Raw genomic sequence first — 21,147 nt, 5'->3', positions numbered from 1 at the left:
CACGCACGGCCCACCCGATCCGCCAGCACCGCAGCATCGAGAGGAAGACCATGTCCACCACGACCATCCGCGAGCCGGAGGACGTCCAGCTCGACACCGGGACGTTCCCGGCCATCGGCGCCGCCGAGACCAAACGCGGTGCCACCCTGGCGTTCTTCGCCTGGACCCTCGCCGTCTACGACTTCATCATGTTCGGCACGCTCCTGCCCCGGATCGCCGAGGACTTCGGGTGGAACCAGCAGACCGCGCTGCTGGCGAACACCCTCGTCAGCGTCGGGGTCTTCGTCGTCGTCATCCTGGTCGGGCTGTTCGTCGACCGGCTCGGTCGCCGCCGCGGCATGATGGTCACGATCGGAGGCGCGGCGCTGTCGTCCCTGCTGACGGCGGCCTCGACCGGGGTCGCCTCGCTCGTCGGCTTCCGCGCGCTGAGCGGGTTCGGGATGGCGGAGCAGTCGGTCAACTCCACCTACCTCAACGAGGTCTTCGCCCTCACCGAGATCGAGGGCATCCGGAAGCGCCGCGGCTTCTTCTACAGCCTGGTGCAGACGGGGTGGCCGATCGGTGCACTCCTGGCCGCCGCGTTCATCGCCGGGATCAACGGGCTGTTCGGACCCGACTCGTGGCGGATAGCGTTCCTCGTCGCCACCGTCCCCGCGCTGTTCGTGCTGTTCCTCCGCAAGGGCATCAAGGAGACCCCGCAGCACCGTCTCAACACGTACCTGCGGCAGCTGCGGAAGTCCGGTCGCGCCGACGAGGCGAGCCGGATCGCGGCCCGCTTCGGGGTCGTCGAGGACGAGCGACCGTCACTGCGGGCGATCTTCGGCAAGCGCTACGCCCGCAACACCGTCGTGCTCTCGATCGCGTGGATCGTGAACTACTTCGGCATCACCACGACGAGCGTGCTCGGCACCACGATGCTCGAGGACGTGAAGGGCGTCGACACGAGCATGTCGCTGCTGATCATCGTGCTCTCCAACGTCGTCGGCGCCGCCGGGTACCTGTTCCACGGTTGGCTCGGTGACGTCATCGGCCGCAAGACCACCATCGTCGGCGGCTGGCTGCTCGCCGGGGTGTGCTGGACCCTGTTCGTCCTCGGCCCGGACGACTTCGGGTACGTCCTGGTCACGTACATGCTGACGCTGTTCTTCCTGCTCGGCCCCTACGCCTCCCTGCTGTTCCTGCAGGCGGAGTGCTTCGACTCCAGCTGCCGCGCCACCGGTTCCGCGTTCGTCACCGCCATGGGCCAGCCGGGATCGATCATCGGGTCCGCCGTGCTCACCGCACTCGTCGCCGGCAACGTCGGTCTCGGACCGGCGGCCGTCATCGTGGGCGCCGGCGGCATGGTCCTCTCCGGGCTGATCATGCTCGCGACCAAGCGCGTGGCGGTGATCGAGCATTGAGCACGCCCACTCCGGAGGCCGTGTACTCCGAGTTCGCAGGACGCGTCGCCGTCATCACCGGAGCCGCGAGCGGGATCGGCGCAGCACTCGCGGTGCAGCTCGCCGAGCACAGGGCCGACATCGTCATCCCGGTGTTCGCCGGTGACCCGCACGACCCCTCGGCCGTCGTCGCAGCCGTCGAGGCGGCCGGGGGTCGAGCGCTGACCGTCCCCGCCGACGTCCGCCGGACCGAGGACGTCGACGCCGTGTTCCAGGCGGCGCTCGACCGATGGGGCCGTGTCGACCACGTCGTCGCCGGCGCCGGCGTGCTCCGGCGGCAGCCGCTCGACACCATGACCGACGCCGCCTGGGACGACATGGTGCAGGTCGACCTCAACGGCGTGATGCGCACCCTCCGCGCGGGTGCGCGCCACCTCGGCTCCGGCGGGTCGATGGTGGCGGTCTCCTCGATCGCGGGCGGCGTCTACGGCTGGGTCGCGCACAGCCACTACGCCGCGTGCAAGGCCGCGGTGATCGGGCTGGCCCGGAGCGCCGCCGCCGAACTGGCGCCGCGCGGGATCCGCGTGAACACCGTCATCCCCGGTCTGATCGAGACACCGCAGTCGACGGACGCGACGAACTCGCTCGGAGCGGCGGGCCTCCAGGCAGCGGGCGCCCGCATCCCGTGGGGTCGTGTCGGGACCGCGGCGGAGGCGGCGGCCGTGATCCGCTTCCTGCTCAGCCGTGAGGCGCGGTACGTCACCGGACAGGAGCTCGTCGTGGACGGCGGGATGACCATCCTGATGGCCGACTGATGCGCGGCGACGTGTTCGACCTCGACGGAGCCACCGCGCTCGTCACCGGCGGCGCGAGCGGCATCGGGCTCGCGATCGTCGAGGCCTTCGTCGCCGCCGGTGCACAGGTCGCCGTCGCCGACCGCGACGTCGATGCCCTCGAAGCGGTCGCCCGGCGGCTGGACGTCCTGACCGTCGTCCTGGACGTCACGGACGAGGCGGACGTCGAGGCCGTCGTCGCGACCGTCGACGCAGAACTCGACAGCATCGACGTCCTCGTGAACGCCGCCGGTGTCCTCTCCCAGGCGCCGCTCGAGGAGCTGTCCACGGCCGACTGGAACCGGATCGTCGCCGTCGACCTCACCGGCGTGTTCCTGATGATGCGCGCGGTCGGTCGCCTGATGCTCCGCGACGGCGGTGGGCGCATCATCAACCTGGCCTCGCAACTGGCGATCAAGGGCGGGTCCGAGGTCGCGCACTACGCAGCCGCGAAGGCCGGTGTCATCGCGCTGACCAAGAGCGCGGCGATCGAGTGGAGCGGGCGGGGTGTCCTCGTCAACGCGATCGCGCCCGGTCCGATCGTGTCGCCGATGACCGACCGGATGACGCCGCAGTGGCGGGCGGAGAAGGCAGCCGAACTCCCGATCGGGCGGTTCGGTGTCCCGCACGAGGTCGCCCCGACGGCCCTGCTGCTCGCTTCCTCGCCAGCGGGCGACCTGTACACCGGGCAGACGCTCGGACCCAACTCCGGCGATGTGATGCCGTGACCGCATCCGTGGGAAGGTCGACAGATGTCAGCACACCAGACCGTCGTCATCGCCGGCTGCGGCGACCTCGGCACCGAGGCCGCACTCCGCTTCGCCGACCTCGGGTACCGCGTCGTCGGCGTCCGTCGTCGCGCTGGACTCCTGCCGGCGCCGATCGAGGGCCGGAGCACCGACCTCCGGAGTGACGTCCCCGAGATCGACCCCGACACCGCGATCGTCGTCGTGGCCCTGGCCGCGGGCAGCCGCGACCCGGACGAGTACCGCGCGACCTACGTCGACGGCCTGCGGAACGTGCTCGACGGCATCGACCGATCGGGGGCGAGCCCGCGGGTCGTCGTCGTGTCCTCGACCGCCGTGTACGACGTGTCCGACGGCAGCGAGGTCACCGAGGCGACCCTGGCCGCTGGCGGCACCCCGACGGCGAGGGTCCTGGTCGAGGCCGAGGCACTGCTCCGCGAACGGGTCGCCGGTGCCGTGCTCCTCCGCCTGTCCGGCATCTACGGCCCCGGCCGCGAACGGCTGATCGACCAGGTGCGCTCCGGCAGCGCCCGGCTCGCTCCGGCTGATGCCGCGTCCCCGCACACGAACCGCATCCACCGCGACGACGCCGCCGCCGCGATCGTGCACCTCGCGACGATGGACGACCCGGCGCCGACGTACCTCGGCACCGACGACGAGCCGGTCCGTCTCGACGACGTGCTGCGGTTCCTCGCCGACGAACTCGGTCTGCCGACACCGGAGCACGGCCCCGCATCGGACCGGCAGGCGGGTGGTGACAAGCGCCTGTCGAACGCGCTGCTCCGCTCGACGGGCTTCGCGTTCCGCTACCCGACCTTCCGAGAGGGCTACCGCGCGGTGTTGGCCGGCGAGGGCGCCCACCACCCCTGAGCTCAGTGGCCCCGGTGGTCCTGGATCGTCATCCGCGGCCCGAACGTCGGCTTCCGGAAGCCCGAGCCCGCGATCAACCGCACGACCCGCTCCCGGTGCCCCCGCCAGGGTTCGAGCAGCTCGAGCATCCCGTCGTCGTCGACCGGCCCGCCGGTGAGCGCCCACCCGACGAGCGCGGGCACGTGGTAGTCCCCGACGCTCGGCGAATCCGGATCGCCGTGCGCCCGTTGCGCCGTCTCGGCGGCGGTCCACGGCCCGACGCCCGGGATCGACTGCAGCCGGCTCGCGACGAGTTCGCCACCCCGGCCCAGGGTCAGCGTCCGCTCGAGCGCCGGCGCGACCTGCACGACGCGCATCACCGTCGCCGACCGTCCGGGCTCGATGCCGGCCTTGTGCCACTCCCAGCTCGGGATCCGCGCCCAGGTGTCGGCGTCCGGCGGGACGACCATGCCCGCCGGAGCCGGTCCGGGAGCGGGCGTGCCGAAGCGCTGCACGAGGTACCGCCACGCCCGCCAGGCCTGGCGGGAGGTCACCTTCTGCTCCATGATCGCCGGCACGAGCATCGCGACGACGGTGTTCGTCCGCAGCAGCCGTAACCCCGGCTGACGGTGTCGCGCCTGGGCGAGGAAGGCATGTGCGGACACGTCGAGCTCGGTCCAGTCGTCCCCGCGGCCGACCAGGTCCGGTCCGTGCGCGACCGCCCACGACGCTCCGGCACCCCAGGCACTGATCGCGACGGTGTCGCCGACGGGGCGCACGAGCACCGATGCGGGCCCATCAGGCGTCCGGAGCGCGAGCCACACGTCGGAGCCGACCACCCGGTGGGCCGGGTCGCCGGAGCCGCGCGACAGGGGCCGCAGCGTCGCGACCACGTCCACCGGGCCTCCCGGCCGGTACACGGTGTCCACGCGACCCGCACCGTCGTCGACGCCGGGACGGGCCGCCGGAGCGGCGGCGACGGGACGGACGGAGGGCATGCAGGGATGGTAAGCGGAACCGCCGTCAGACATGATGGGCACGTCCCTCCGGACCCGACCACGGGAGTCACCATGCGCATCGGCATCCTCACCTCCGGCGGCGACTGCCCCGGCCTCAACGCGGTCATCCGCGCCATCGTGCTCAAGGGCATCGCCATCCACGGCCACGAGTTCGTCGGCTTCCGCGACGGCTGGCGGGGGGTGGTCGAGGGCGACATCGTGCCGCTCGGCCGCAAGGACATCCAGGGCATCGCGAAGCAGGGCGGGACGATCCTCGGCACCAGCCGGACGAACCCCTTCGAGGGTCCGAACGGCGGCGTCGAGAACATCACGAAGACGCTGGAGCGGCACGGCATCGACGCCGTCGTCGCGATCGGCGGCGAGGGCACCCTGGCCGCCGCGAAGCGCCTCACGGACGCCGGCCTGCAGATCGTCGGCGTGCCGAAGACGGTCGACAACGACCTGGGCGCCACCGACTACACGTTCGGGTTCGACACCGCGGTGGCGATCGCGACCGAGGCGATGGACCGCCTCCGCACCACCGGCGAGTCCCATTCCCGCTGCATGGTCGCCGAGGTGATGGGCCGCCACGTCGGTTGGATCGCCCTGCACTCGGGCATGGCGGCGGGCGCGCACGCGATCCTCATCCCCGAACAGAAGACGTCGCTGGCGCAGATCGGCGAGTGGGTGCAGGCCGCATACGACCGCGGACGCGCACCCCTGGTCGTGGTCGCCGAGGGCTTCGTCCCCGACCACGAGGACACCGCCCACACCGAGCGCGGCCTGGACGCGTTCGGCCGGCCGCGCCTGGGTGGCATCGGCGAGCGCCTCGCCCCGCTCATCGAGGAGATGACCGGCATCGAGACGCGTGCGACCACGCTGGGCCACATCCAGCGCGGTGGCACCCCGACGGCGTACGACCGGGTGCTGTCCACCCGGCTCGGGCTGGCCGCGATCGACGCGGTCGTCGAGGAGCGCTGGGGCCGGATGGTCGCCCTGAAGGGGACCGAGATCGTGCACGTCTCGTTCGCGGACGCGCTCGGCGAGCTGAAGACCGTGCCGCAGGACCGGTACGACGAGGCCGCCATCATGTTCGGCTGATCGCGGGCGGCCCGCGGGCGGCGGCACGCGGGCGCGTTTCGCGCTCAGCGACACCGTTCGTGCGAGCGGGCGCGAACGGTGTCGCTGAGCGCGAACCGTCGGGCACGCATCAGGCCCGCACCCGACCCGGAGGCCCGGGGTAGCGTCGCGCGCATGACCCGCGCCGTCCTCGTGTCCCGTTCCGCCGCCCCCGTCGTCACCGACGTCGACCTGCCCGCTCCCGGCGCCCGGGAGGCCCTGGTCACCGTCACGAGGTCGAGCGTCAACTACAAGGACGGCCTGGCCGTCGCCGGCGACCCCGGCGTGGTGCGGGCCGATCCGCTCGTGCCGGGCATCGACGTGGTGGGCACCGTCGTCGCGGTCGGCTCGGACGTGCAGGACGTGGCAGTCGGCGAGCGCGTGGTCCTCACCGGCGCGGGCGCGGGCGAGACGCGACACGGCGGCTGGGCGGAGCAGTGCGTGGTCCCGGTGGACTCGCTCGTCGCGCTGCCGGACGGCATCGACGACGACCTGGCGGCAGCGATCGGCACGGCAGGCTTCACGGCGATGCTCAGCGTCCTGGCGCTTGAGCGGGTGGTCGCGCCCGAGGACGGACCGGTCCTGGTGACCGGGGCCTCGGGCGGGGTCGGCACGGTGGCGATCGCCCTGCTCGCGGCTCGTGGGTACCGGGTGACGGCGTCGACCGGTCGGCCGGAGAACGGCGACTCGCTCCGGGCCCTCGGCGCGACGGACGTCGTCGACCGTGCGCAGTTCGCCGACCCCGGAAAGCCGATGCAGCGGGCGGTCTGGGCGGGTGCGGTGGACAGCGTCGGCGGTGCGACCCTGGCGAACGTCCTCGCGGCGACGCGGTACGGCGGGGCGGTCACGGCGTGCGGGCTGGCGCAGGACACCGCGCTGCCGACGACGGTGCTGCCGTTCATCCTGCGCGGGGTGTCGCTGCTCGGAATCGACTCGGTCGCGGCGCCGCTCGACCTGCGGCAGCGGGCGTGGGCGCGGCTGGGGACGGACCTCGACCCGGCGCTGCTCCGGGCGGTGTCGCGGACCGTCGGGCTGGCCGAGGCGATCGAGGTCGGCGCTGCCGTGGTCGCCGGACGGGTGCACGGGCGGACCGTGGTCGACGTGCGGCGGTGATCCGCGCCTCCCGCCAGTGATTTTGCAACCGTTTGCGCAATGTCACGTTAGGATTTGAATACCGAACACCTTCTGAAGGAGACCCGGATGCCGGTACCCAAGTCGACCGTCGAGAACTCGCCGCGCAAGCTCCTCCGGGACGTCGTCCTCGAGAAGATGCTCGCGGCCATCCAGGACGGGACCCTGCAGGCCGGCGAACGTCTCAACGACGACGAGCTCGTCGCCTGGCTGGGTGTGAGTCGCACCCCGATCCGCGAGGCGATCGCGAAGCTCGTCGACTACGGCCTGGTCGAGATGGAGGCGAACCGGTACACCCGCGTCGCCTCCCCGACCCGCGAAGCCTACGACGACGCCTTCCAGATGCTCTTCGGCTTCGGTGAACTCGCCGCGCGCTGGTCCTTCCCCCGCTTCGAGGACGCCGACGTGAAGGCGTTCGGCGCCATCCTCGACGACATGCGCGCGCACGCGAAGGCCGAGGACCGCGCCCTCAACGACGACATCGACCGCGCGATCGCGTTCATGGTGCAGAAGTCCGGCAACGAACTGCTGCTCAAGACGAGCGAATCGCTGCTGAACCGGGCGAAGTTCGTCCGGATCGGCGAGCCCGAGTTCGTCTTCTGGGACGTCGAACAGGCCCTCGACGGCTTCCGCGCCGCCGCGAAGGGTCGCGACGGGGAGGCCGGCGGAGCACTCGTCCGTGGACTCGGTCGCGGGATGGCCGAGCACCTCGCCACCGCCCGGGCCGCGAAGGCCTGACTGCCGTCGGGTCCACCGGGGTGCGCGAGGATGACGGGATGACCGACGCCCTCCTCCGCACCTCCGGACTCCGCGTCACCCGCGCCGGCCGCGACCTGCTGCACGACGTCGACCTGACCGTCCGGGCCGGCGAGCACTGGGCACTGCTCGGGCCGAACGGCGCCGGCAAGTCGACGCTGCTGGCCGTCCTGGGCGCGACCGGGCACCCCTCCGCGGGCACCGTCGAGCTGCTCGGGCACCGCCTGGGTCGGGTCGACGTCCGGCAGCTCCGCGAACACATCGGCCACGTCGACCCACGGCACCGGATGCTCTCGCCGCTCACCGTCCTGGAGACCGTGCTCACCGGGCTGACCGGCACGACCGACCTCATGGTGCGGTGGGAGCCGAACGCCGAGCAGGTCGCCCGTGCTGAGCAGCACGTCGCCGACGTCGGACTGTCCGCCCGCCGGGACGCCCGCTGGCCGGTGCTGTCGCAGGGTGAACGGGGTCGGGCACTGATCGCGCGGGCGTTGATGGCCGAGCCGCGGCTGCTGCTGCTCGACGAACCGGCGACCGGGCTCGACGTCGCGGCGCGGGAACACCTGCTCGAGACCGTCGACGCGCTGCGGGTGCGGCAGCCGGAGCTCGGCAGCGTGATGGTCACCCACCACCTCGAGGACCTGCCGGCGTCCACCTCGCACGCGATGCTGCTGCGGGACGGGGCCGTCGTGGCGCAGGGGCGCGCGGACGAGGTCATCAGCTCGGCGCGGGTGTCGGCGGCGTTCGACTTCCCGCTGGCGGTCGAGCGGAGCGGTGGGCGCTGGCACGCACGCCGCGCGGACTAGCCGACCCGCGCCTCCCGTCCGCCCGTCCGTCTCGCGAAACGCAACGTCGGCGCCGTTCCGCAGCGACATTGCGCTGCGTGACGACGCCGACGTTGCGTGTTGCGGGGGTCAGGCGGCGGCAGCGGCCTTCGCGGCGGCGGGCAGGGCGTCGAGGATCTGCGACACCGCACGCTCGTCGTGCGCCGCGGTGAGGAACCACGCCTCGAACACACTCGGCGGCAGCGTGATGCCGGAGTCGAGCATGCTGTGGAAGAACGGCGCGTACCGGAAGACGTCCTGCGCCCGGACGTCGTCGTAGTTCCGCGGCGGGGTGTCCGTGAACGCGAACGAGAACAGGTTGCCGGCGTGCTGCACGGTGTGTGCGACGCCCTCGGCCGACAACGCCTCGCTCGTCGCCCGCGACACCACGTCGGCGGTGCGGTCGAGGTGCGCGTAGACGTCCGCCGTGGCGGCACGGAGCGTGGCGATGCCGGCGGCGACCGCCAGCGGGTTCCCGGACAGCGTGCCCGCCTGGTACACCGGGCCGAGCGGGGCGAGGAAGTCCATCACCTCGCGACGACCACCGAGTGCGGCGAGGGGCATGCCGCCGCCGATGACCTTGCCGTAGGTGACCAGGTCGGGCTTCCAGCCGGCGCCGTCGGGGACGGTGTTCGACGCCTCGAGACCCCACCAGCCGGCGGGTCCGACGCGGAAGCCGGTGAGGACCTCGTCGACGATGAGCAGCGCACCGTTCGAGCTGGTGATCTGCGACAGCGCCCGGTTGAAGCCGCGGTCGGGAGCGAGGACGCCCATGTTCGCGGCGGCGGCCTCGACGATCACGGCGGCGATGCGCCCGGAGTGCTCCTCGAACGCGCGGCGGACGGCGTCCAGGTCGTTGTACGGCAGCACCAGGGTCTGCGCGGCGGTCTCGGCGGTGATGCCCGCACTGCCGGGCAGGGCGAGCGTCGCGACACCCGAGCCGGCCTCGGCCAGCAGCGAGTCGGAGTGGCCGTGGTAGTGCCCAGCGAACTTCACGAGCAGGTCGCGGCCGGTGTACCCGCGGGCCAGGCGGATCGCGGTCATCGTCGCCTCGGTGCCGGTGGACACCATGCGGAGCTTCTCGATCGGACCGTCGCCGTCGACCTGCACCCGCTGCTTCACGAGCTCGGCCAGCTCGGTCTCGCCCGGGGTGGAGGCGCCGAACGACAGCCCGCGGGCCGCCGCCTGCTGCACGGCCTCGACCGTGCCGGGGTGGGCGTGCCCGAGGATCGCGGGACCCCACGACGCGACGAGGTCGACGTACTCGCGACCCTCGGCGTCGGTGACGTACGCCCCCTTCGCGTTGACGAGGAACCGCGGGGTGCCGCCGACGGAGCCGTAGGCACGGACCGGGGAGTTCACGCCGCCCGGGATGCTGTTCTTCGCGCGGCCGAACAGCTGGTCGTTGGTCGTCGTCGGGGTCATTCGGGTGCCTTCCCGGTCGTGGCGATGCCGGCGACGTCCGCGGTGCTGCCGGAGGCGCGCAGGCCCGCTTCGTCGTTGAGCTTGCGGGCGATGTCGACCGCGAAGTAGGTGAGGATCGCGTCGGCGCCGGCGCGCTTGATGCCGATGAGGGCCTCCATCGCCGCGGCGTCCCGGTCGATCCAGCCGTTCTGGGCGGCTGCGGTGATCATCGCGTACTCGCCGGAGATCTGGTACGCCCAGACCGGCACCGGCGACGTGTCAGCGGTGCGGGCGAGGACGTCGAGGTAGCTCATGGCGGGCTTCACCATGACGATGTCGGCGCCCTCCTCGATGTCCTGCTCGACCTCGCGCAGCCCTTCACGTCCGTTGCCGGAGTCGAGCTGGTAGGTGCGGCGGTCGCCCTGCAGGGTCGAGGCCACGGCCTCCCGGAACGGCCCGTAGAAGGCGGAGGCGTACTTCGCGGCGTAGGCGAGGAGCGCCGTTCCGGAGTGGCCGGCGGTGTCGAGGGCGTCGCGGGCGGCGGCGATCTGCCCGTCCATCATCCCGCTCATGCACACCAGTTCGGCGCCGGCCTCGGCCTGCGCGACCGCCATGTCCCGGTACCGCAGGAGGGTGGCGTCGTTGTCGACCGAACCGTCGCTCGCGAGCACCCCGCAGTGGCCGTGGTCGGTGAACTCGTCGAGGCACAGGTCGGACTGCACGACCAGCGCGTCCCCGACCTCTTCCTTCGCCACCCGGATCGCGACGTTGAGGATGCCGTCCGGGTCGGTCGCGCCGGACCCGACGGCGTCCTTGTGCTCAGGCACCCCGAACAGGTTCACGCCGCCGATCCCGACCGACGCGGCCTCGTTGAGCGCGCGGCGGAACGAGTCGAGGGAGTGCTGCTGGACCCCGGGCATGCTCGTGATGTCGATGGCGTCGGTGGCGCCTTCGCGGATGAACATCGGCAGCACGAGCTCGGCGGGGTGGAGCCGGGTCTCGGCGACGAGTCGACGCATCGCGGGGGTGGCCCGGAGACGTCGGGGGCGGACCTGGGGGAAGCGTCCAGTCACGAGTGACCTTCCTGTTCGGGGTGTGGGGTGAGGGTCTCGACGACGGCGTCGAGCAGGGATTCGGCGGACCGCTCGGCCGCGACGACGTGCACGGGCAGTCCGGCTTCGCGGGTCTCGGTGGCGGTGCCCGGGCCGATGCAAGCGATCCGGGTCCGCGGGTCCAGTGGGGTGAGGCGGCGGGCGACTTCGCGGGCGACGCTGCCGCTCGTCACGAGGACGACGTCCGGCGCCGCGTCGAGGGTGATCGGCCCGTCGCCGGTGCCCACGGTACGGTACGCGACCACGTCGACCACCAGGATGTCCCGCTCCCGCAGGCCGTCGACCAGGGTCGGGGCGGCGAGGTCGGAGCGCGGGTGCACGACCAGTCCGTCGGTGTCCGGCAGGGCGGCAACGAGGCCCGCGGCCGAGGCGTCGTCCGGCACCAGGTCGACGGGCCAGCCGGCCGCGCGGGCAGCGCGTGCGGTCGCGGTGCCGACGGCGGCGACGCGGACGCCGGACGGGAGGCCCGCCATGCGTCCCACGAGCACGCGCACGGTGGTCGCACTGGTCACCACGAGCCAGGGGCCCGTGCCGCTTCCGGTCGCGGCCGCGGCTGCCGCACGGAGCTGCGCGATCGCCGCGTCGAGGGGGCCGGTGTCCGCGGGTGGCTCGTCCGTGATGAGCGGCACCACCACGGGCTCGAGCCCCCGCGCCCGAGCGGACTCGGCGACCCGGGCACCCCAGCCACCGCCACGCGGCACCAGCACGACAGCGCGGCCAGTGGCAGCGGTGTCCGTGGCAGCGGTGTCCGAGGCAGCGGTGTCCGTGGGGCTCCGGGTGTCGTCCGTGGTGCCCGCCCTACTCGGCCGGGCTCGCCAGCCCGGGGCCGGCGGTGTGCCCGGTGTCCGGTTCGTCCGTGCCGGGGCCGCTCGTCGCAGGCAGGTCGGCGAGTTCGGCGGCACCGTTCTCGAGGAGCTCGTCGGCGACCCGGCCGGCGACCGACAGCGCTTCGTCGAGCCGGTCCTGCGCGGAGCCGTCGAGCATCGCCGCGTGCGAGGCCGTGCGGTACTCGGACCCGTCCGGGCTGTACACGGTCGCGGACACCAGGAGCATCTCGGCGTCGATGACGGCCGTCGCCCCGATCGGCGCGGAGCAGCCGGCCTCGAGCTTCGCCAGGACCTCGCGCTCCGCCGTGACGGTGAGGCGGGTCGGGGCGTGCTCGATCTTCCGCAGGGCGGCGAGCAGGTTCCGGTCGTCCTCGTCCGCCCGGATCTCGACGGCCAGGGCACCCTGTCCGGGAGCACTCGGCCAGAAGCCCAGGTCGAGCAGCTCGGTCGCGGCGTCGAGCCGACCGATGCGGCCGAGCCCGGCGGCCGCGAGCACGATGGCGTCGAGGTCGTCCTCGACCCGTGCGAGCCGGGTGTCGATGTTGCCGCGGATGTCCACGACGTCCAGGTCGGGCCGATCGGCACGGAGCTGCGCGGCCCGGCGGGGCGAACCCGTCCCGACCGTCGCGCCCTCGGGCAGGGTCTCGACCGTCGCACCGTTCCGGGCCACCAGGACGTCACGGGCGTCGGCACGCTTCGGCACGGCCCCGATGGTCAGGCCCGGGTACGGCGCGGTCGGCAGGTCCTTGAGGGAGTGCACGAGGACGTCGACCTCGTGCGCCACGAGGGCTTCACGGAGGGCCGACGCGAAGACACCGGTGCCGCCGAGGGACGCCAGGGAGGCACGGTTCGTGTCGCCCTCGCTGGTCACGGTGACGAGTTCCACCGGCCGACCGGACGCCTTGGCGAGCCGGTCGGCGATGTCCTGCGACTGGGCGACCGCGAGCCGGCTGGCACGGGTGCCGAGCCGGATCGCGGGCTTGTCACCCGGGGTCTTCGGTGTTGCGGGGTCCTGCACTGCTGGGTCCTTCGATGTGGAGCCGTCGGTCACGGAGCGACGCCGGCGGCGGCGGGCTTGAACCCCGCTCGCACGTTCTCGCAGCAGCCCGGGCGGCACACGTCGTACCAGGGGCCGATGTCGGTCATGTGCGGACGCTCGGCCTTCGGGGTGCCGTTGACCCGCTCGAGCACGAGGTCGACGAGTCCGGAGACGTAGGCGGGGTCGATGCCGGGGGTCTGCGTGCGGAGCGACCAGTAGCCGAGCTCACCGGCGGTCTCGGTGGCTTCCTCGTCGAGGTCCCACATGACCTCCATGTGGTCGCTCACGAAGCCGAGCGGCACGATGAGGACGGCGCGGGTCGGGCCGCCCTTGAGGTCCTCGTTCATGTAGTCGTTGATGTCCGGCTCGAGCCACGGCTGCGTCGGGGGGCCGGAGCGCGACTGGTAGACGAGCTTCCAGGCGGGCTTCGACGTGCCCTGCAGGTGCGCGTGCTCGGGCTGCTCGAGGAGCTCCGCCCACGCCTGGTCGAGGACGACCTCGCCGACGGCCAGGTGCTGGGCCTCGTACGCGCCGTGCTCGTCGAACCCGCGGAAGTCGGGGCCGGACCGGGCGGCGTCGGTCGAGGGGATCGAGTGCGTGGAGAAAAGCACCTGCAGCTCGGTCGCGACGTCGAGGCCGTCGTTCTCGGCGATCGCCCGGGCCATGCCGTCGCGGACACCGTCGATGAACGGCCGGATGAAGCCGGGGTGGTCGAAGAACTGCCGGATCTTGTCGATCTGGATGGTGTCGATCAGGCCGGTCTCGTTCAGCACACGGGCGTAGTCCTCGCGGTACTGACGGCAGCTGGAGAACGACGAGTACGCGCTCGTGGCGATCGCGACGAGCTTCGTGTAGCCCTTGTCGGCCGCCTCTGTGAACGCCTCTTCGAGGTAGGGCTCCCAGTTGCGGTTGCCCCAGAGGACGGGCATGTCGATGCCACGGGACGCGAGCTCGGTCTCGAGCGCGGCCTTGAGCGCACGGTTCTGCGCGTTGATCGGGCTGACGCCGCCGAAGTGCCGGTAGTGGTGCGCGACCTCTTCGAGGCGCTCGTCCGGGATCCCGCGGCCGCGGGTGACGTTGCGGAGGAACGGGATGACGTCGTCCTGGCCCTCCGGTCCGCCGAAGCCGGCGAGCAGGATCGCGTCGTACGCGGTCGGCTCCTCGACGTGCTCCGGGCCGGACGCCGCCGCGGGGGTGGCGGCGAGGACGGTCTGTCCGTTCGTGATCATGCTGGTGTCGGTCATGACAGCACCTCCGGGAGTTCGGCGGTCGTCACGCGACGACCCGTGTAGAAGGGCACTTCTTCGCGGACGTGCATGCGGGCCTCGGTGTAGCGGAGGTCGCGCATCAGGTCGACGAGGTCGACCAGGTCGGGGCTCTCGAGCGGCAGGATCCACTCGTAGTCACCGAGGGCGAAGGAGGCGATGGTGTTGGTGAGCACGCGGCGGTACTTGGCGCCGGCGACACCGTGGTCGCGGAGCATCTTCGACCGCTCGTCCTCGGGCAGCAGGTACCACTCGTAGGACCGGACGAACGGGTAGACCGTGATCCAGGCCTCGGGGTCCTTGCCGCGCAGGAACGCCGGCGTGTGCCGCTTGTTGAACTCGGCTTCGCGATGCATGGCCATCGCGTGCCAGACCGGTTCGGCGTCCTGGAACAGCGCCGTGCGACGGATGCCCCGCAGCACCGCCTGGATCGCCTGCGCGTCGTCGCCGTGCAGCCAGATCATGACGTCGGCGTCGGCGCGGAAGCCGGAGACGTCGTAGAAGCCACGGATGGTGACACCGCGCTCGGCACCGGCCGCGACGACCGCGTCGAGTTCGGCGACCGAGTCGTCACCGCCACGGGCGACCGCGCCGACCGGACGGCGGAACACCGCCCAGAGCGCGTAGGCGGTGAGCAGGTTCGGGTCGATCCCGGAAGCGGGATCCGTCTCGTGCGCTGCGTCGGTGTGTGCCGCGGCGCTGTGCGCGGCGGCGGTTCCTGCTGGTGTGGGCACGTCAGTGCTCATGGATCGGTCGTCCTCCACGGTGGCCGCGAGCACGATCGCCAGCGGCACGGTTGCCAGGGGTGTGGGTCGCCCGTCCCCGTCGCCGAGCGGGCGTCCGGGGCTGCGTTCCACAGTGGCTCGCGGTGGCTCGCCGCCTGTGGTTCACCGTCGTCGGAGCGCCGCTACGACGATACCCCCGACCACTGCCACTCCCGCTGCGAGCCCGGCCAGGTACGGCACCGGGTTCTCGTCCACGCCACGCTTGACCTTCGACGCCGCGATGCCGAGCTGCTTCGGGACGTTGAGCTTGTCCTCGATCGCGTCGAGGGTGTCGAAGAGCTGGGCACGGGTGGCGGCGACGCGGTCGGCGATGTCGCCGTGCTCGTCCTTGGGGTCGGTCACTGGTCCTCCGGTGGGGTCGTGGGGATGACGGGGGTCAGAGGACGACGGGGTCAGAACCGGCCGTCGACGTCGGGCTTGCGGGAGCCACGCTGCGTCTCGGGGGTCGGCTTCTTGCCGAGGCCCTTGACGGCGTTGACGTCGTTCTTGACGCTGGCGATCGTGCGCTTCGGCGTGATCGGCAGGCCCTTCTTCAGGCGCTTCCAGCCCACGAGACCCAGGATCCCCGCGACGATGAGCATCAGCACGCCGAGCAGCAGCGCCGCCAGCCATGCCGGCATCACGGTGGCGAGGCCCATCACCGCTGCGGTGAGGAGCACGCCGATCGCGTACAGCACGACGACGAGGGCGGCGACGAGGATGCCCGCGGCGATGCCGAAGACCTTCGCCTTGCCGATCATCTCGGCCTTGAGGAGCGAGATCTCGCCCTTCACCAGGTCCTTGACGAGGTCGGGCAGGTCCTTGACGAGGCCGAACAGCGACCGCGACTTCCGGTCGCGTGTGTCGGTCATGAGATCTGCGAGCCCTTGTTGGACGACGCCTTCGAGCTCACCTTGCGGACGACCTTCTTGGTCTGCTCACCGATGAAGTCGGCGACGTCGGGCGTGCGGTCCTGCACGAAGCCCTCGACGTCGTGCACGCTCTTCTGCACGCCGTTGCTGTTCCAGACCTTGCCGCTGACCGACTTGATCTGCTCGTACCGCGCCCGTCCGGCTCGCGATCCCAGGACGTACCCGAGTGCTGCGCCGGCGACGAACAGGAGCTTTCCACGCATGAGCGTTTCCTCCGTTGGGTCAGTGTGCTTGGTGATGCACCGTTGCGGGGTCATGCACCGATCGGCATGTGTCCGACGGTTCCCCCAACAGTAGCCCTCGGCGGGTCGGCGGTCCGCTCAGGAATCCAGGATGCGCTCAGCCGCGGTGCGGGCGCCGGTCACGATGCCGGAGAGGCCCCGGCCCGACGACGCCTCGCCGATGCCGACGACGCCCTCGGCCAGTCCGGCCGCCTCGGCGTCCGGTCCGTGCCAGAGCACGCGTGCGGCGCCGACCACGTGCTCCGGTCCGACGCGGAGGCCGAGCAGGGCGGACGCGTCGGTGGTGGCGCGCGTGCTCACCGGTCCGGTGGGGTCGACCGGGAGGCTCGTGCCGACCGGGTCCGCACCCGTCGCGTCGGCAGCGCCGGTCGCCTGGCCCGCACCTGCCGGGGGCAGGGCGTAGCTGAGACGGAGGACGTGCCTCCCGGCCGCACGCTCGGCCAGCCACGGCCACTTGACGGTCGCGTGCGTCAGCGCCTTCGCGGCGACGCCCGCTGCCGCCGGGTGCACGAGCATGCCGGTCCCGCGGGGGGCGTCGTCCAGCTCCGGCCGGTCGACCACCAGCGTGAGCAGCTCGATGCCGGACCGCCGGGGCGCTGCCGTCCGGGCGGGGTCGGCGACCGTGGCGAGGACGTGGTCCGCGGCCAGTCGTTCGGTCCGGCCGTCGGCGGAGGTGGTCTCGACCGCGGCCCGTTCGACGCGCGTCGCCCGGGTGTGCAGCCGGACGTCGACGCGGTACGTGTCGAGGTCGGCGACGAGTTCGTCGACCAGGCGGGCGATGCCGCCACGGAGGCCCTGCACGGCGGAACCCGCGACGGCACGCTTCCGGAGCGCGAGCACCGCACGGGCGAGCGAGCCCTCGCGCTGCAGTGCCGCACGCAGCCCGGGGGCGACCCGGTCCGGGTCCAGGTCGTCGGGGTGGGTGGAGTGCACGCCGGCGACGATCGGAACGACCAGGTCGTCGAGGACCTTCGCGCCCATCCGCCGCCGGACCAGCATGCCGAGGGACGTCGCCCGCGCACCGACCGGCGAGGGCAGCAGCGCGTCCATCTGGGCACGCAGCGCCGCCGGGCCGCCGACGACGGCGATGACGTCCGCGGCCATCGGGGTGCCCGGGATCCCGAGCAGTCCGGTCGAGGGGATCGGGGCGGTCCGGCCGTCGCGGGTCATCAGCCACGCACCGCGCGGGTCCGGCGAGACGATGTCGTTGCCCAGTCCGAGTTCGATCGCCAGCGAGGACACGGCGTCCGTCCGGGTGGCGAAGGAGTCCGCGGCCATGTCGAGGTCGAGCCCGGCGACGGTGTGCCGGCGGATCATGCCGCCGAGCTCCCCGGATGCCTCGAGCAGCACGACGTGTGCGCCGCCCTTCGCCAGGTCCCGCGCGGCGACGAGCCCGGCGACTCCGCCACCGACCACGACGACGTCGGTCATGCCGCGGCGCTCCGGGCCCCGTCGGTGCCGTCGGTGCCGTCGGTGCCGTCGCCGAGCGAGTGCACGAGTTCGACGACGCGGGTCAGGACGTCCGGGTCGGTCTCCGGCGGCACCCCGTGGCCGAGGTTCACGACGTGCGCCCGGGCCACCCCACCGCGCCGGACGACCGCGCGGACGTGGGCTTCGAGGACCTCCCACGGGGCCGCGAGCATCGCCGGGTCGATGTTGCCCTGCACGGTGACGCCCGTGCCGACGCGCCGCACGGCCTCGTCGAGCGGCAGGCGCCAGTCCACGCCGACCGCGTCGACCGCGTCGGCGTGGCCGCCGACGGTCGCCATGTCGGCCAGGACCTCGCCGCTGCCGACACCGAAGTGGATGCGCGGGACGCCGAGGTCGGCGACGTGGGACAGCGCGGTCGCCGAGTGCGGTGCGACCCGCTCGACGTAGTCCGCCCGCGACAGGGAACCGACCCACGAGTCGAAGAGCTGCGCGGCCGAGGCACCGGCGAGCACCTGGGCCCGGAGGAACGCCCCCGACACGTCGGCGGCCCAGTCCAGCAGGCGCGACCAGGTCTCCGGGTCGGCGTGCATCATCGTGCGGGCGCGGATGTGGTCCTTCGACGGGCCACCCTCGACCAGGTAGGCGGCCAGGGTGAAGGGGGCACCGGCGAAGCCGATGAGCGGCGTGCTGCCCAGCTCGGCGACCGTGCGGGCGACGGCCTCGGAGATCGGTGCCAGGGCCTCCGGCTCGAGGCGACCGAGGGCGTCGACGTCGGAGGCGGTCCGGACCGGGGAACCGAGGACGGGGCCACGACCGGGGACGATCTCGACGTCCACGCCCGCGAGCTTGATCGGCACGACGATGTCGCTGAAGAAGATGCCGGCGTCGACCCCGTGCCGGCGCACCGGCTGCAGGGTGATCTCCGACGCCAGGGCCGGGTCGAGGCACGCGTCGAGCATGGCCGTGCCGACCCGGAGGTCGCGGTACTCGGGCAGCGAACGGCCCGCCTGGCGCATGAACCAGACCGGCAGCGTCTCCGGGCGGTCGCCCCGGAGGGCCCGGACGAGCCGCGAGCCCGCGGTGCGGCCGTCGGCGAGCGGATGGGTGGTCGGGAGCGCGTCGGTCACCCGGTGATTCTCCCACCGCGAACAGGGCGGATCTCCGATCTGGCACTCGGGACGACGGGGTTACGATTGAAGACGTGCTCATCTGTCTCACGGCGTCGCATCGCAACGCCAGCTTCGACCTCCTGGAGCGTCTGAGCATCGGAGCACCCGCGGCGGCCAGCCACCTCGTCACGGACTCGGACGTCCTGGACGGCGCCGTGGTCCTCGCCACGTGCAACCGGTTCGAGGCCTACCTCGACATCGCCGGTGATGACGAGGCCGCCGTCCGCGCCACGGTCGAGGCCGTGTCGGCAGCGAGTGAGCTGCAGGCGGACGAGGTCCTCGACTCCGTGCAGGTCCTGGGCGGCGGCGACGTCGTGCAGCACCTCTTCGCCGTGTCGAGCGGGCTCGAGTCCGTGGTCGTCGGCGAGACCGAGATCTCCGGCCAGGTCCGACGGGCCCTCGAGGACGCCCGCCGCAACGGCACCACCACCTCGGAGCTCGAACGCCTCTTCCAAGAGGCAGCGCACACCTCACGCGGGGTCAAGACCCGCACCCGCATCGGCGCAGCCGGCCGGTCGCTCGTCCGTCTCGGACTCGAGCTCGCCTCGTCGCGGATCACCGAGTGGGCCGCCACCCGCGTGCTGCTCGTCGGCACCGGCAGCTACGCCGCGACCACCATCGCTGCCCTCCGCGACCGCGGTGCCGAGCAGATCCAGGTCTTCTCGCCCTCCGGCCGCGCCCCCTGGTTCGCCGCCAAGCACGACCTGGTCGCCGCCACCGACCTGCGCACCGCGATCGGCACGAGCGACGTCGTCATCACCTGCACCTCGAGCGAGGTCCCGGTGGTCGAGGCGTGCGACCTCGACGACGGTGCCCGACGGATCGTCATCGACCTCGGGCTCCCCCGCAACGTGCACCCCGACGCCGCCGACGTCGAGGGCGTCGAGCTGCTCGACCTCGAGACGATCAGCATCCACGCGCCCATCGCCGAGCTGAACGCCGAGACCGAGGCCCGCGCCATCGTCGACGACGCCGTCTCCCGGTTCCGTGCCCAGGCCCTCGAGCAGTCGACCACCCCGGCGCTCGTCGCCCTGCGCAAGCACGTCTTCGGCATCCTGGACGACGAGATCGACCGTGTGAAGCGTCGCGGCGACACCACCCCCGAGTCCGCGGAGCAGACCGAACGGGCGCTCCGGCACCTGGTCGGCGTGCTGCTGCACCGCCCCTCCGTGCGGGCCCGGGAACTCGGCCGTGCCGGTCGCGGCGACGACTTCACCGTGGCGCTGGACGCCCTCTTCGGGGTGCGCCCGGAGCCCGTCGCGGACGTGCCGTCCGCTGTCGTGCCGCTGGCCTCGCGCGTGCGCGACGACGAGGCGGACGCGAGCTGACCGGCTCGGGTGGGGCGGGCCTCCCGGCCGTGCCCGTCCTGGACGTCAGCGCGCTCCTGCTGGTCCGCGACCGCCGCGTCCTGATGGTGCGCGCCCGCGGGCGCGACGTCCTGTACCTGCCCGGCGGCAAGGTCGAACCCGGCGAGTCCGCCGTCGACGCCGCCGTCCGCGAGGCGTACGAGGAGACCGGCCTGCGGCTCACCGCCGACGACGTCGACGAGTTCGCCGTCGTCACCGAACCCGCCCACGGGCAGGCGCCCGGAACGATCGTCGCGATGACGCTCTTCCTGGCACGGCCGGGAGGCACGCTGGACTCCGCCACGCCCGTCGCCTCCGCAGAGGTGGACGAGGTGGAGTGGGTCACCTCCGACGACGCCGGACGCTGCCCGCCGGCCGGGGTCGAGACCCTCCGCCTGCTGACGCAGGCGGGACTCGTCGACTGACCGACGGGCGGGGTGACCGGGTGGCCGACCGGCGGCTGGGTCGCCGGTGACCGGCCGCTACTGGTCGCGGTCGGTGTAGTGCCCGGTCTCCTCCGGTCCGGCCGGCTGGGGCTCGCCGGGGATGTCCGACTCGACGTACTCGCCCGACTCGCCGTCGGGCTCCGGACGGGCCTCGCCGGGGATGTCGCTCGACACGAACTCGCCGGCCGGCTCGTCGTCGGTGACGCGGTGCTCACCGGGGATGTCGCTGTCCACGAACTGGCCGGCGCGTGCGTCCACGCCGTCCGCCCGCTCGTCGTCGCCGCGTGCTGCTTCGTGCTTGCCTGCTGCCATCGGTCTGTGCCTTCCGTGTCCGCACGTCGTCGTCGACGTGCACGATGCCGATCCTGCCCGAACTCGCTGGCGGGTGGTGCGTCAATGGGAGGACGTGCGAGACAGTTCCACGATGGAAGTGGTTGTGTGGCGCCCATGGGACAGAGCAGTCGAGTCATCACCGGGAACGTGACCGGATCGCGCCCGCTGCGCGCACTGGGCGGGACGGTGGGTCTGGCGGGGG

The 21,147-nt window shown here is 72.7% G+C and carries 23 protein-coding genes; 10 read left to right on the top strand and 13 right to left on the bottom strand.

The features are described from left to right. Nucleotides 1–50 precede the first annotated feature (50 nt). The 4 genes from QL987_RS13320 to QL987_RS13305 are packed head-to-tail and all read left to right on the top strand — an operon-like array spanning nt 51 to nt 3,828. On the top strand, nt 51–1,400 hold the full coding sequence (locus tag QL987_RS13320) for an MFS transporter (RefSeq protein WP_221849076.1): 1,350 nt from the start codon (nt 51–53) through the stop codon (nt 1,398–1,400). Continuing rightward, on the top strand, nt 1,397–2,194 hold the full coding sequence (locus QL987_RS13315; RefSeq protein ID WP_290158068.1) for an SDR family NAD(P)-dependent oxidoreductase: 798 nt from the start codon (nt 1,397–1,399) through the stop codon (nt 2,192–2,194). Before QL987_RS13320 ends, QL987_RS13315 begins: the two co-directional genes overlap by 4 nt. Continuing rightward, entirely contained in the window at nt 2,194–2,940 is a 747-nt protein-coding gene (locus QL987_RS13310) for an SDR family NAD(P)-dependent oxidoreductase (RefSeq protein WP_290158067.1), read from the top strand. Before QL987_RS13315 ends, QL987_RS13310 begins: the two co-directional genes overlap by 1 nt. Before the next feature lie 24 nt (nt 2,941–2,964). Further along, on the top strand, nt 2,965–3,828 hold the full coding sequence (locus tag QL987_RS13305; RefSeq protein ID WP_290158066.1) for an NAD-dependent epimerase/dehydratase family protein: 864 nt from the start codon (nt 2,965–2,967) through the stop codon (nt 3,826–3,828). Nucleotides 3,829–3,830: 2 nt separating this feature from the next. Here QL987_RS13305 and QL987_RS13300 read toward each other — a convergent pair whose 3' ends face one another. Next, the gene (locus QL987_RS13300; RefSeq protein ID WP_290158065.1) at nt 3,831–4,805 is read right to left on the bottom strand and encodes a DNA-3-methyladenine glycosylase 2 family protein; all 975 of its coding nucleotides are present in this window, start codon (nt 4,803–4,805) and stop codon (nt 3,831–3,833) included. A 72-nt stretch (nt 4,806–4,877) separates the two neighbouring features. Between QL987_RS13300 and QL987_RS13295 the strand changes: the two genes are divergently transcribed. From QL987_RS13295 to QL987_RS13280, 4 genes are all read left to right on the top strand, one after another. After that, nucleotides 4,878–5,906, top strand: coding sequence for a 6-phosphofructokinase (locus tag QL987_RS13295; RefSeq protein WP_111075393.1), 1,029 nt, complete (start codon nt 4,878–4,880; stop codon nt 5,904–5,906). Nucleotides 5,907–6,059: 153 nt separating this feature from the next. Then, the gene (locus QL987_RS13290; RefSeq protein WP_290158064.1) at nt 6,060–7,037 is read left to right on the top strand and encodes an MDR family oxidoreductase; all 978 of its coding nucleotides are present in this window, start codon (nt 6,060–6,062) and stop codon (nt 7,035–7,037) included. Nucleotides 7,038–7,124: 87 nt separating this feature from the next. Next, nucleotides 7,125–7,793, top strand: a complete 669-nt coding sequence (locus QL987_RS13285) for a GntR family transcriptional regulator (RefSeq protein ID WP_290158063.1) — start codon at nt 7,125–7,127, stop codon at nt 7,791–7,793. A 38-nt stretch (nt 7,794–7,831) separates the two neighbouring features. Next, nucleotides 7,832–8,617 carry an ATP-binding cassette domain-containing protein gene (locus tag QL987_RS13280; RefSeq protein ID WP_290158062.1) on the top strand — a complete coding sequence of 262 codons (786 nt, stop codon included), beginning with the start codon at nt 7,832–7,834 and terminating at the stop codon, nt 8,615–8,617. A gap of 108 nt (nt 8,618–8,725) precedes the next feature. Here the strand turns inward: QL987_RS13280 and hemL are convergent, their stop codons facing one another. From hemL to hemE, 11 genes are all read right to left on the bottom strand, one after another. After that, complete coding sequence (gene hemL, locus QL987_RS13275; protein WP_111075389.1) at nt 8,726–10,060, bottom strand: glutamate-1-semialdehyde 2,1-aminomutase; 1,335 nt, start codon at nt 10,058–10,060, stop codon at nt 8,726–8,728. After that, nucleotides 10,057–11,112, bottom strand: coding sequence for a porphobilinogen synthase (gene hemB / locus QL987_RS13270; RefSeq protein WP_258376735.1), 1,056 nt, complete (start codon nt 11,110–11,112; stop codon nt 10,057–10,059). Before hemB ends, hemL begins: the two co-directional genes overlap by 4 nt. Then, on the bottom strand, nt 11,109–11,858 hold the full coding sequence (locus QL987_RS13265) for a uroporphyrinogen-III synthase (protein WP_290158061.1): 750 nt from the start codon (nt 11,856–11,858) through the stop codon (nt 11,109–11,111). The genes hemB and QL987_RS13265 overlap by 4 nt, the downstream gene beginning before the upstream one ends. 91 nt (nt 11,859–11,949) lie before the next feature. Next, complete coding sequence (hemC, locus tag QL987_RS13260) at nt 11,950–12,996, bottom strand: hydroxymethylbilane synthase (RefSeq protein ID WP_290158060.1); 1,047 nt, start codon at nt 12,994–12,996, stop codon at nt 11,950–11,952. A gap of 29 nt (nt 12,997–13,025) precedes the next feature. Further along, nucleotides 13,026–14,261, bottom strand: a complete 1,236-nt coding sequence (locus QL987_RS13255) for a ferrochelatase (RefSeq protein WP_290158059.1) — start codon at nt 14,259–14,261, stop codon at nt 13,026–13,028. Continuing rightward, nucleotides 14,258–15,028: a hydrogen peroxide-dependent heme synthase gene (gene hemQ / locus QL987_RS13250; RefSeq protein WP_290158058.1), complete on the bottom strand. Its 771-nt coding sequence runs from the start codon at nt 15,026–15,028 to the stop codon at nt 14,258–14,260. Before hemQ ends, QL987_RS13255 begins: the two co-directional genes overlap by 4 nt. A 141-nt stretch (nt 15,029–15,169) precedes the next feature. Beyond that, nucleotides 15,170–15,409, bottom strand: coding sequence for a DUF3618 domain-containing protein (locus QL987_RS13245; protein ID WP_239539903.1), 240 nt, complete (start codon nt 15,407–15,409; stop codon nt 15,170–15,172). A gap of 50 nt (nt 15,410–15,459) precedes the next feature. Beyond that, complete coding sequence (locus QL987_RS13240) at nt 15,460–15,918, bottom strand: phage holin family protein (RefSeq protein WP_111075385.1); 459 nt, start codon at nt 15,916–15,918, stop codon at nt 15,460–15,462. Further along, a complete protein-coding gene (locus tag QL987_RS13235) occupies nt 15,915–16,181 on the bottom strand; it encodes a hypothetical protein (RefSeq protein ID WP_111075384.1) in 267 nt (88 codons plus the stop codon). The genes QL987_RS13240 and QL987_RS13235 overlap by 4 nt, the downstream gene beginning before the upstream one ends. Before the next feature lie 117 nt (nt 16,182–16,298). Further along, nucleotides 16,299–17,651, bottom strand: a complete 1,353-nt coding sequence (locus QL987_RS13230; RefSeq protein ID WP_290158057.1) for an FAD-dependent oxidoreductase — start codon at nt 17,649–17,651, stop codon at nt 16,299–16,301. Then, nucleotides 17,648–18,778 (bottom strand): uroporphyrinogen decarboxylase, encoded by a 1,131-nt coding sequence (gene hemE / locus QL987_RS13225; protein ID WP_290158056.1) that lies wholly within the window; start codon nt 18,776–18,778, stop codon nt 17,648–17,650. The genes QL987_RS13230 and hemE overlap by 4 nt, the downstream gene beginning before the upstream one ends. A gap of 74 nt (nt 18,779–18,852) precedes the next feature. Between hemE and QL987_RS13220 the strand changes: the two genes are divergently transcribed. Continuing rightward, nucleotides 18,853–20,148: a glutamyl-tRNA reductase gene (locus QL987_RS13220; RefSeq protein ID WP_290158055.1), complete on the top strand. Its 1,296-nt coding sequence runs from the start codon at nt 18,853–18,855 to the stop codon at nt 20,146–20,148. Between the two features lie 29 nt (nt 20,149–20,177). Beyond that, nucleotides 20,178–20,591: an NUDIX domain-containing protein gene (locus QL987_RS13215; RefSeq protein ID WP_290158054.1), complete on the top strand. Its 414-nt coding sequence runs from the start codon at nt 20,178–20,180 to the stop codon at nt 20,589–20,591. Between the two features lie 57 nt (nt 20,592–20,648). Here the strand turns inward: QL987_RS13215 and QL987_RS13210 are convergent, their stop codons facing one another. Then, nucleotides 20,649–20,924 (bottom strand): hypothetical protein, encoded by a 276-nt coding sequence (locus tag QL987_RS13210; protein WP_253465996.1) that lies wholly within the window; start codon nt 20,922–20,924, stop codon nt 20,649–20,651. Between the last annotated feature and the right edge of the window lie 223 nt (nt 20,925–21,147).

The sequence above is a fragment of the Curtobacterium sp. APC 4022 genome (assembly GCF_030407555.1).
GTDB lineage: Bacteria > Actinomycetota > Actinomycetes > Actinomycetales > Microbacteriaceae > Curtobacterium.
The sequence above is the reverse complement of the archived record's forward strand: the minus strand, read 5'-3'. Positions and strand labels throughout refer to the sequence as shown.

Bases quoted from the DNA above. Each gene is read 5' to 3' on its own strand.
- QL987_RS13320 (WP_221849076.1), top strand. From the start codon at position 51: ATGTCCACCACGACCATCCGCGAGCCGGAGGACGTCCAGCTCGACACC.
- QL987_RS13310 (WP_290158067.1), top strand. From the start codon at position 2,194: ATGCGCGGCGACGTGTTCGACCTCGACGGAGCCACCGCGCTCGTCACC.
- QL987_RS13305 (WP_290158066.1), top strand. From the start codon at position 2,965: ATGTCAGCACACCAGACCGTCGTCATCGCCGGCTGCGGCGACCTCGGC.
- QL987_RS13300 (WP_290158065.1), bottom strand. From the start codon at position 4,805: ATGCCCTCCGTCCGTCCCGTCGCCGCCGCTCCGGCGGCCCGTCCCGGC.
- QL987_RS13295 (WP_111075393.1), top strand. From the start codon at position 4,878: ATGCGCATCGGCATCCTCACCTCCGGCGGCGACTGCCCCGGCCTCAAC.
- QL987_RS13290 (WP_290158064.1), top strand. From the start codon at position 6,060: ATGACCCGCGCCGTCCTCGTGTCCCGTTCCGCCGCCCCCGTCGTCACC.
- QL987_RS13285 (WP_290158063.1), top strand. From the start codon at position 7,125: ATGCCGGTACCCAAGTCGACCGTCGAGAACTCGCCGCGCAAGCTCCTC.
- QL987_RS13280 (WP_290158062.1), top strand. From the start codon at position 7,832: ATGACCGACGCCCTCCTCCGCACCTCCGGACTCCGCGTCACCCGCGCC.
- hemL (WP_111075389.1), bottom strand. From the start codon at position 10,060: ATGACCCCGACGACGACCAACGACCAGCTGTTCGGCCGCGCGAAGAAC.
- QL987_RS13255 (WP_290158059.1), bottom strand. From the start codon at position 14,261: ATGACCGACACCAGCATGATCACGAACGGACAGACCGTCCTCGCCGCC.
- hemQ (WP_290158058.1), bottom strand. From the start codon at position 15,028: ATGAGCACTGACGTGCCCACACCAGCAGGAACCGCCGCCGCGCACAGC.
- QL987_RS13240 (WP_111075385.1), bottom strand. From the start codon at position 15,918: ATGACCGACACACGCGACCGGAAGTCGCGGTCGCTGTTCGGCCTCGTC.
- QL987_RS13235 (WP_111075384.1), bottom strand. From the start codon at position 16,181: ATGCGTGGAAAGCTCCTGTTCGTCGCCGGCGCAGCACTCGGGTACGTC.
- QL987_RS13230 (WP_290158057.1), bottom strand. From the start codon at position 17,651: ATGACCGACGTCGTCGTGGTCGGTGGCGGAGTCGCCGGGCTCGTCGCC.
- QL987_RS13210 (WP_253465996.1), bottom strand. From the start codon at position 20,924: ATGGCAGCAGGCAAGCACGAAGCAGCACGCGGCGACGACGAGCGGGCG.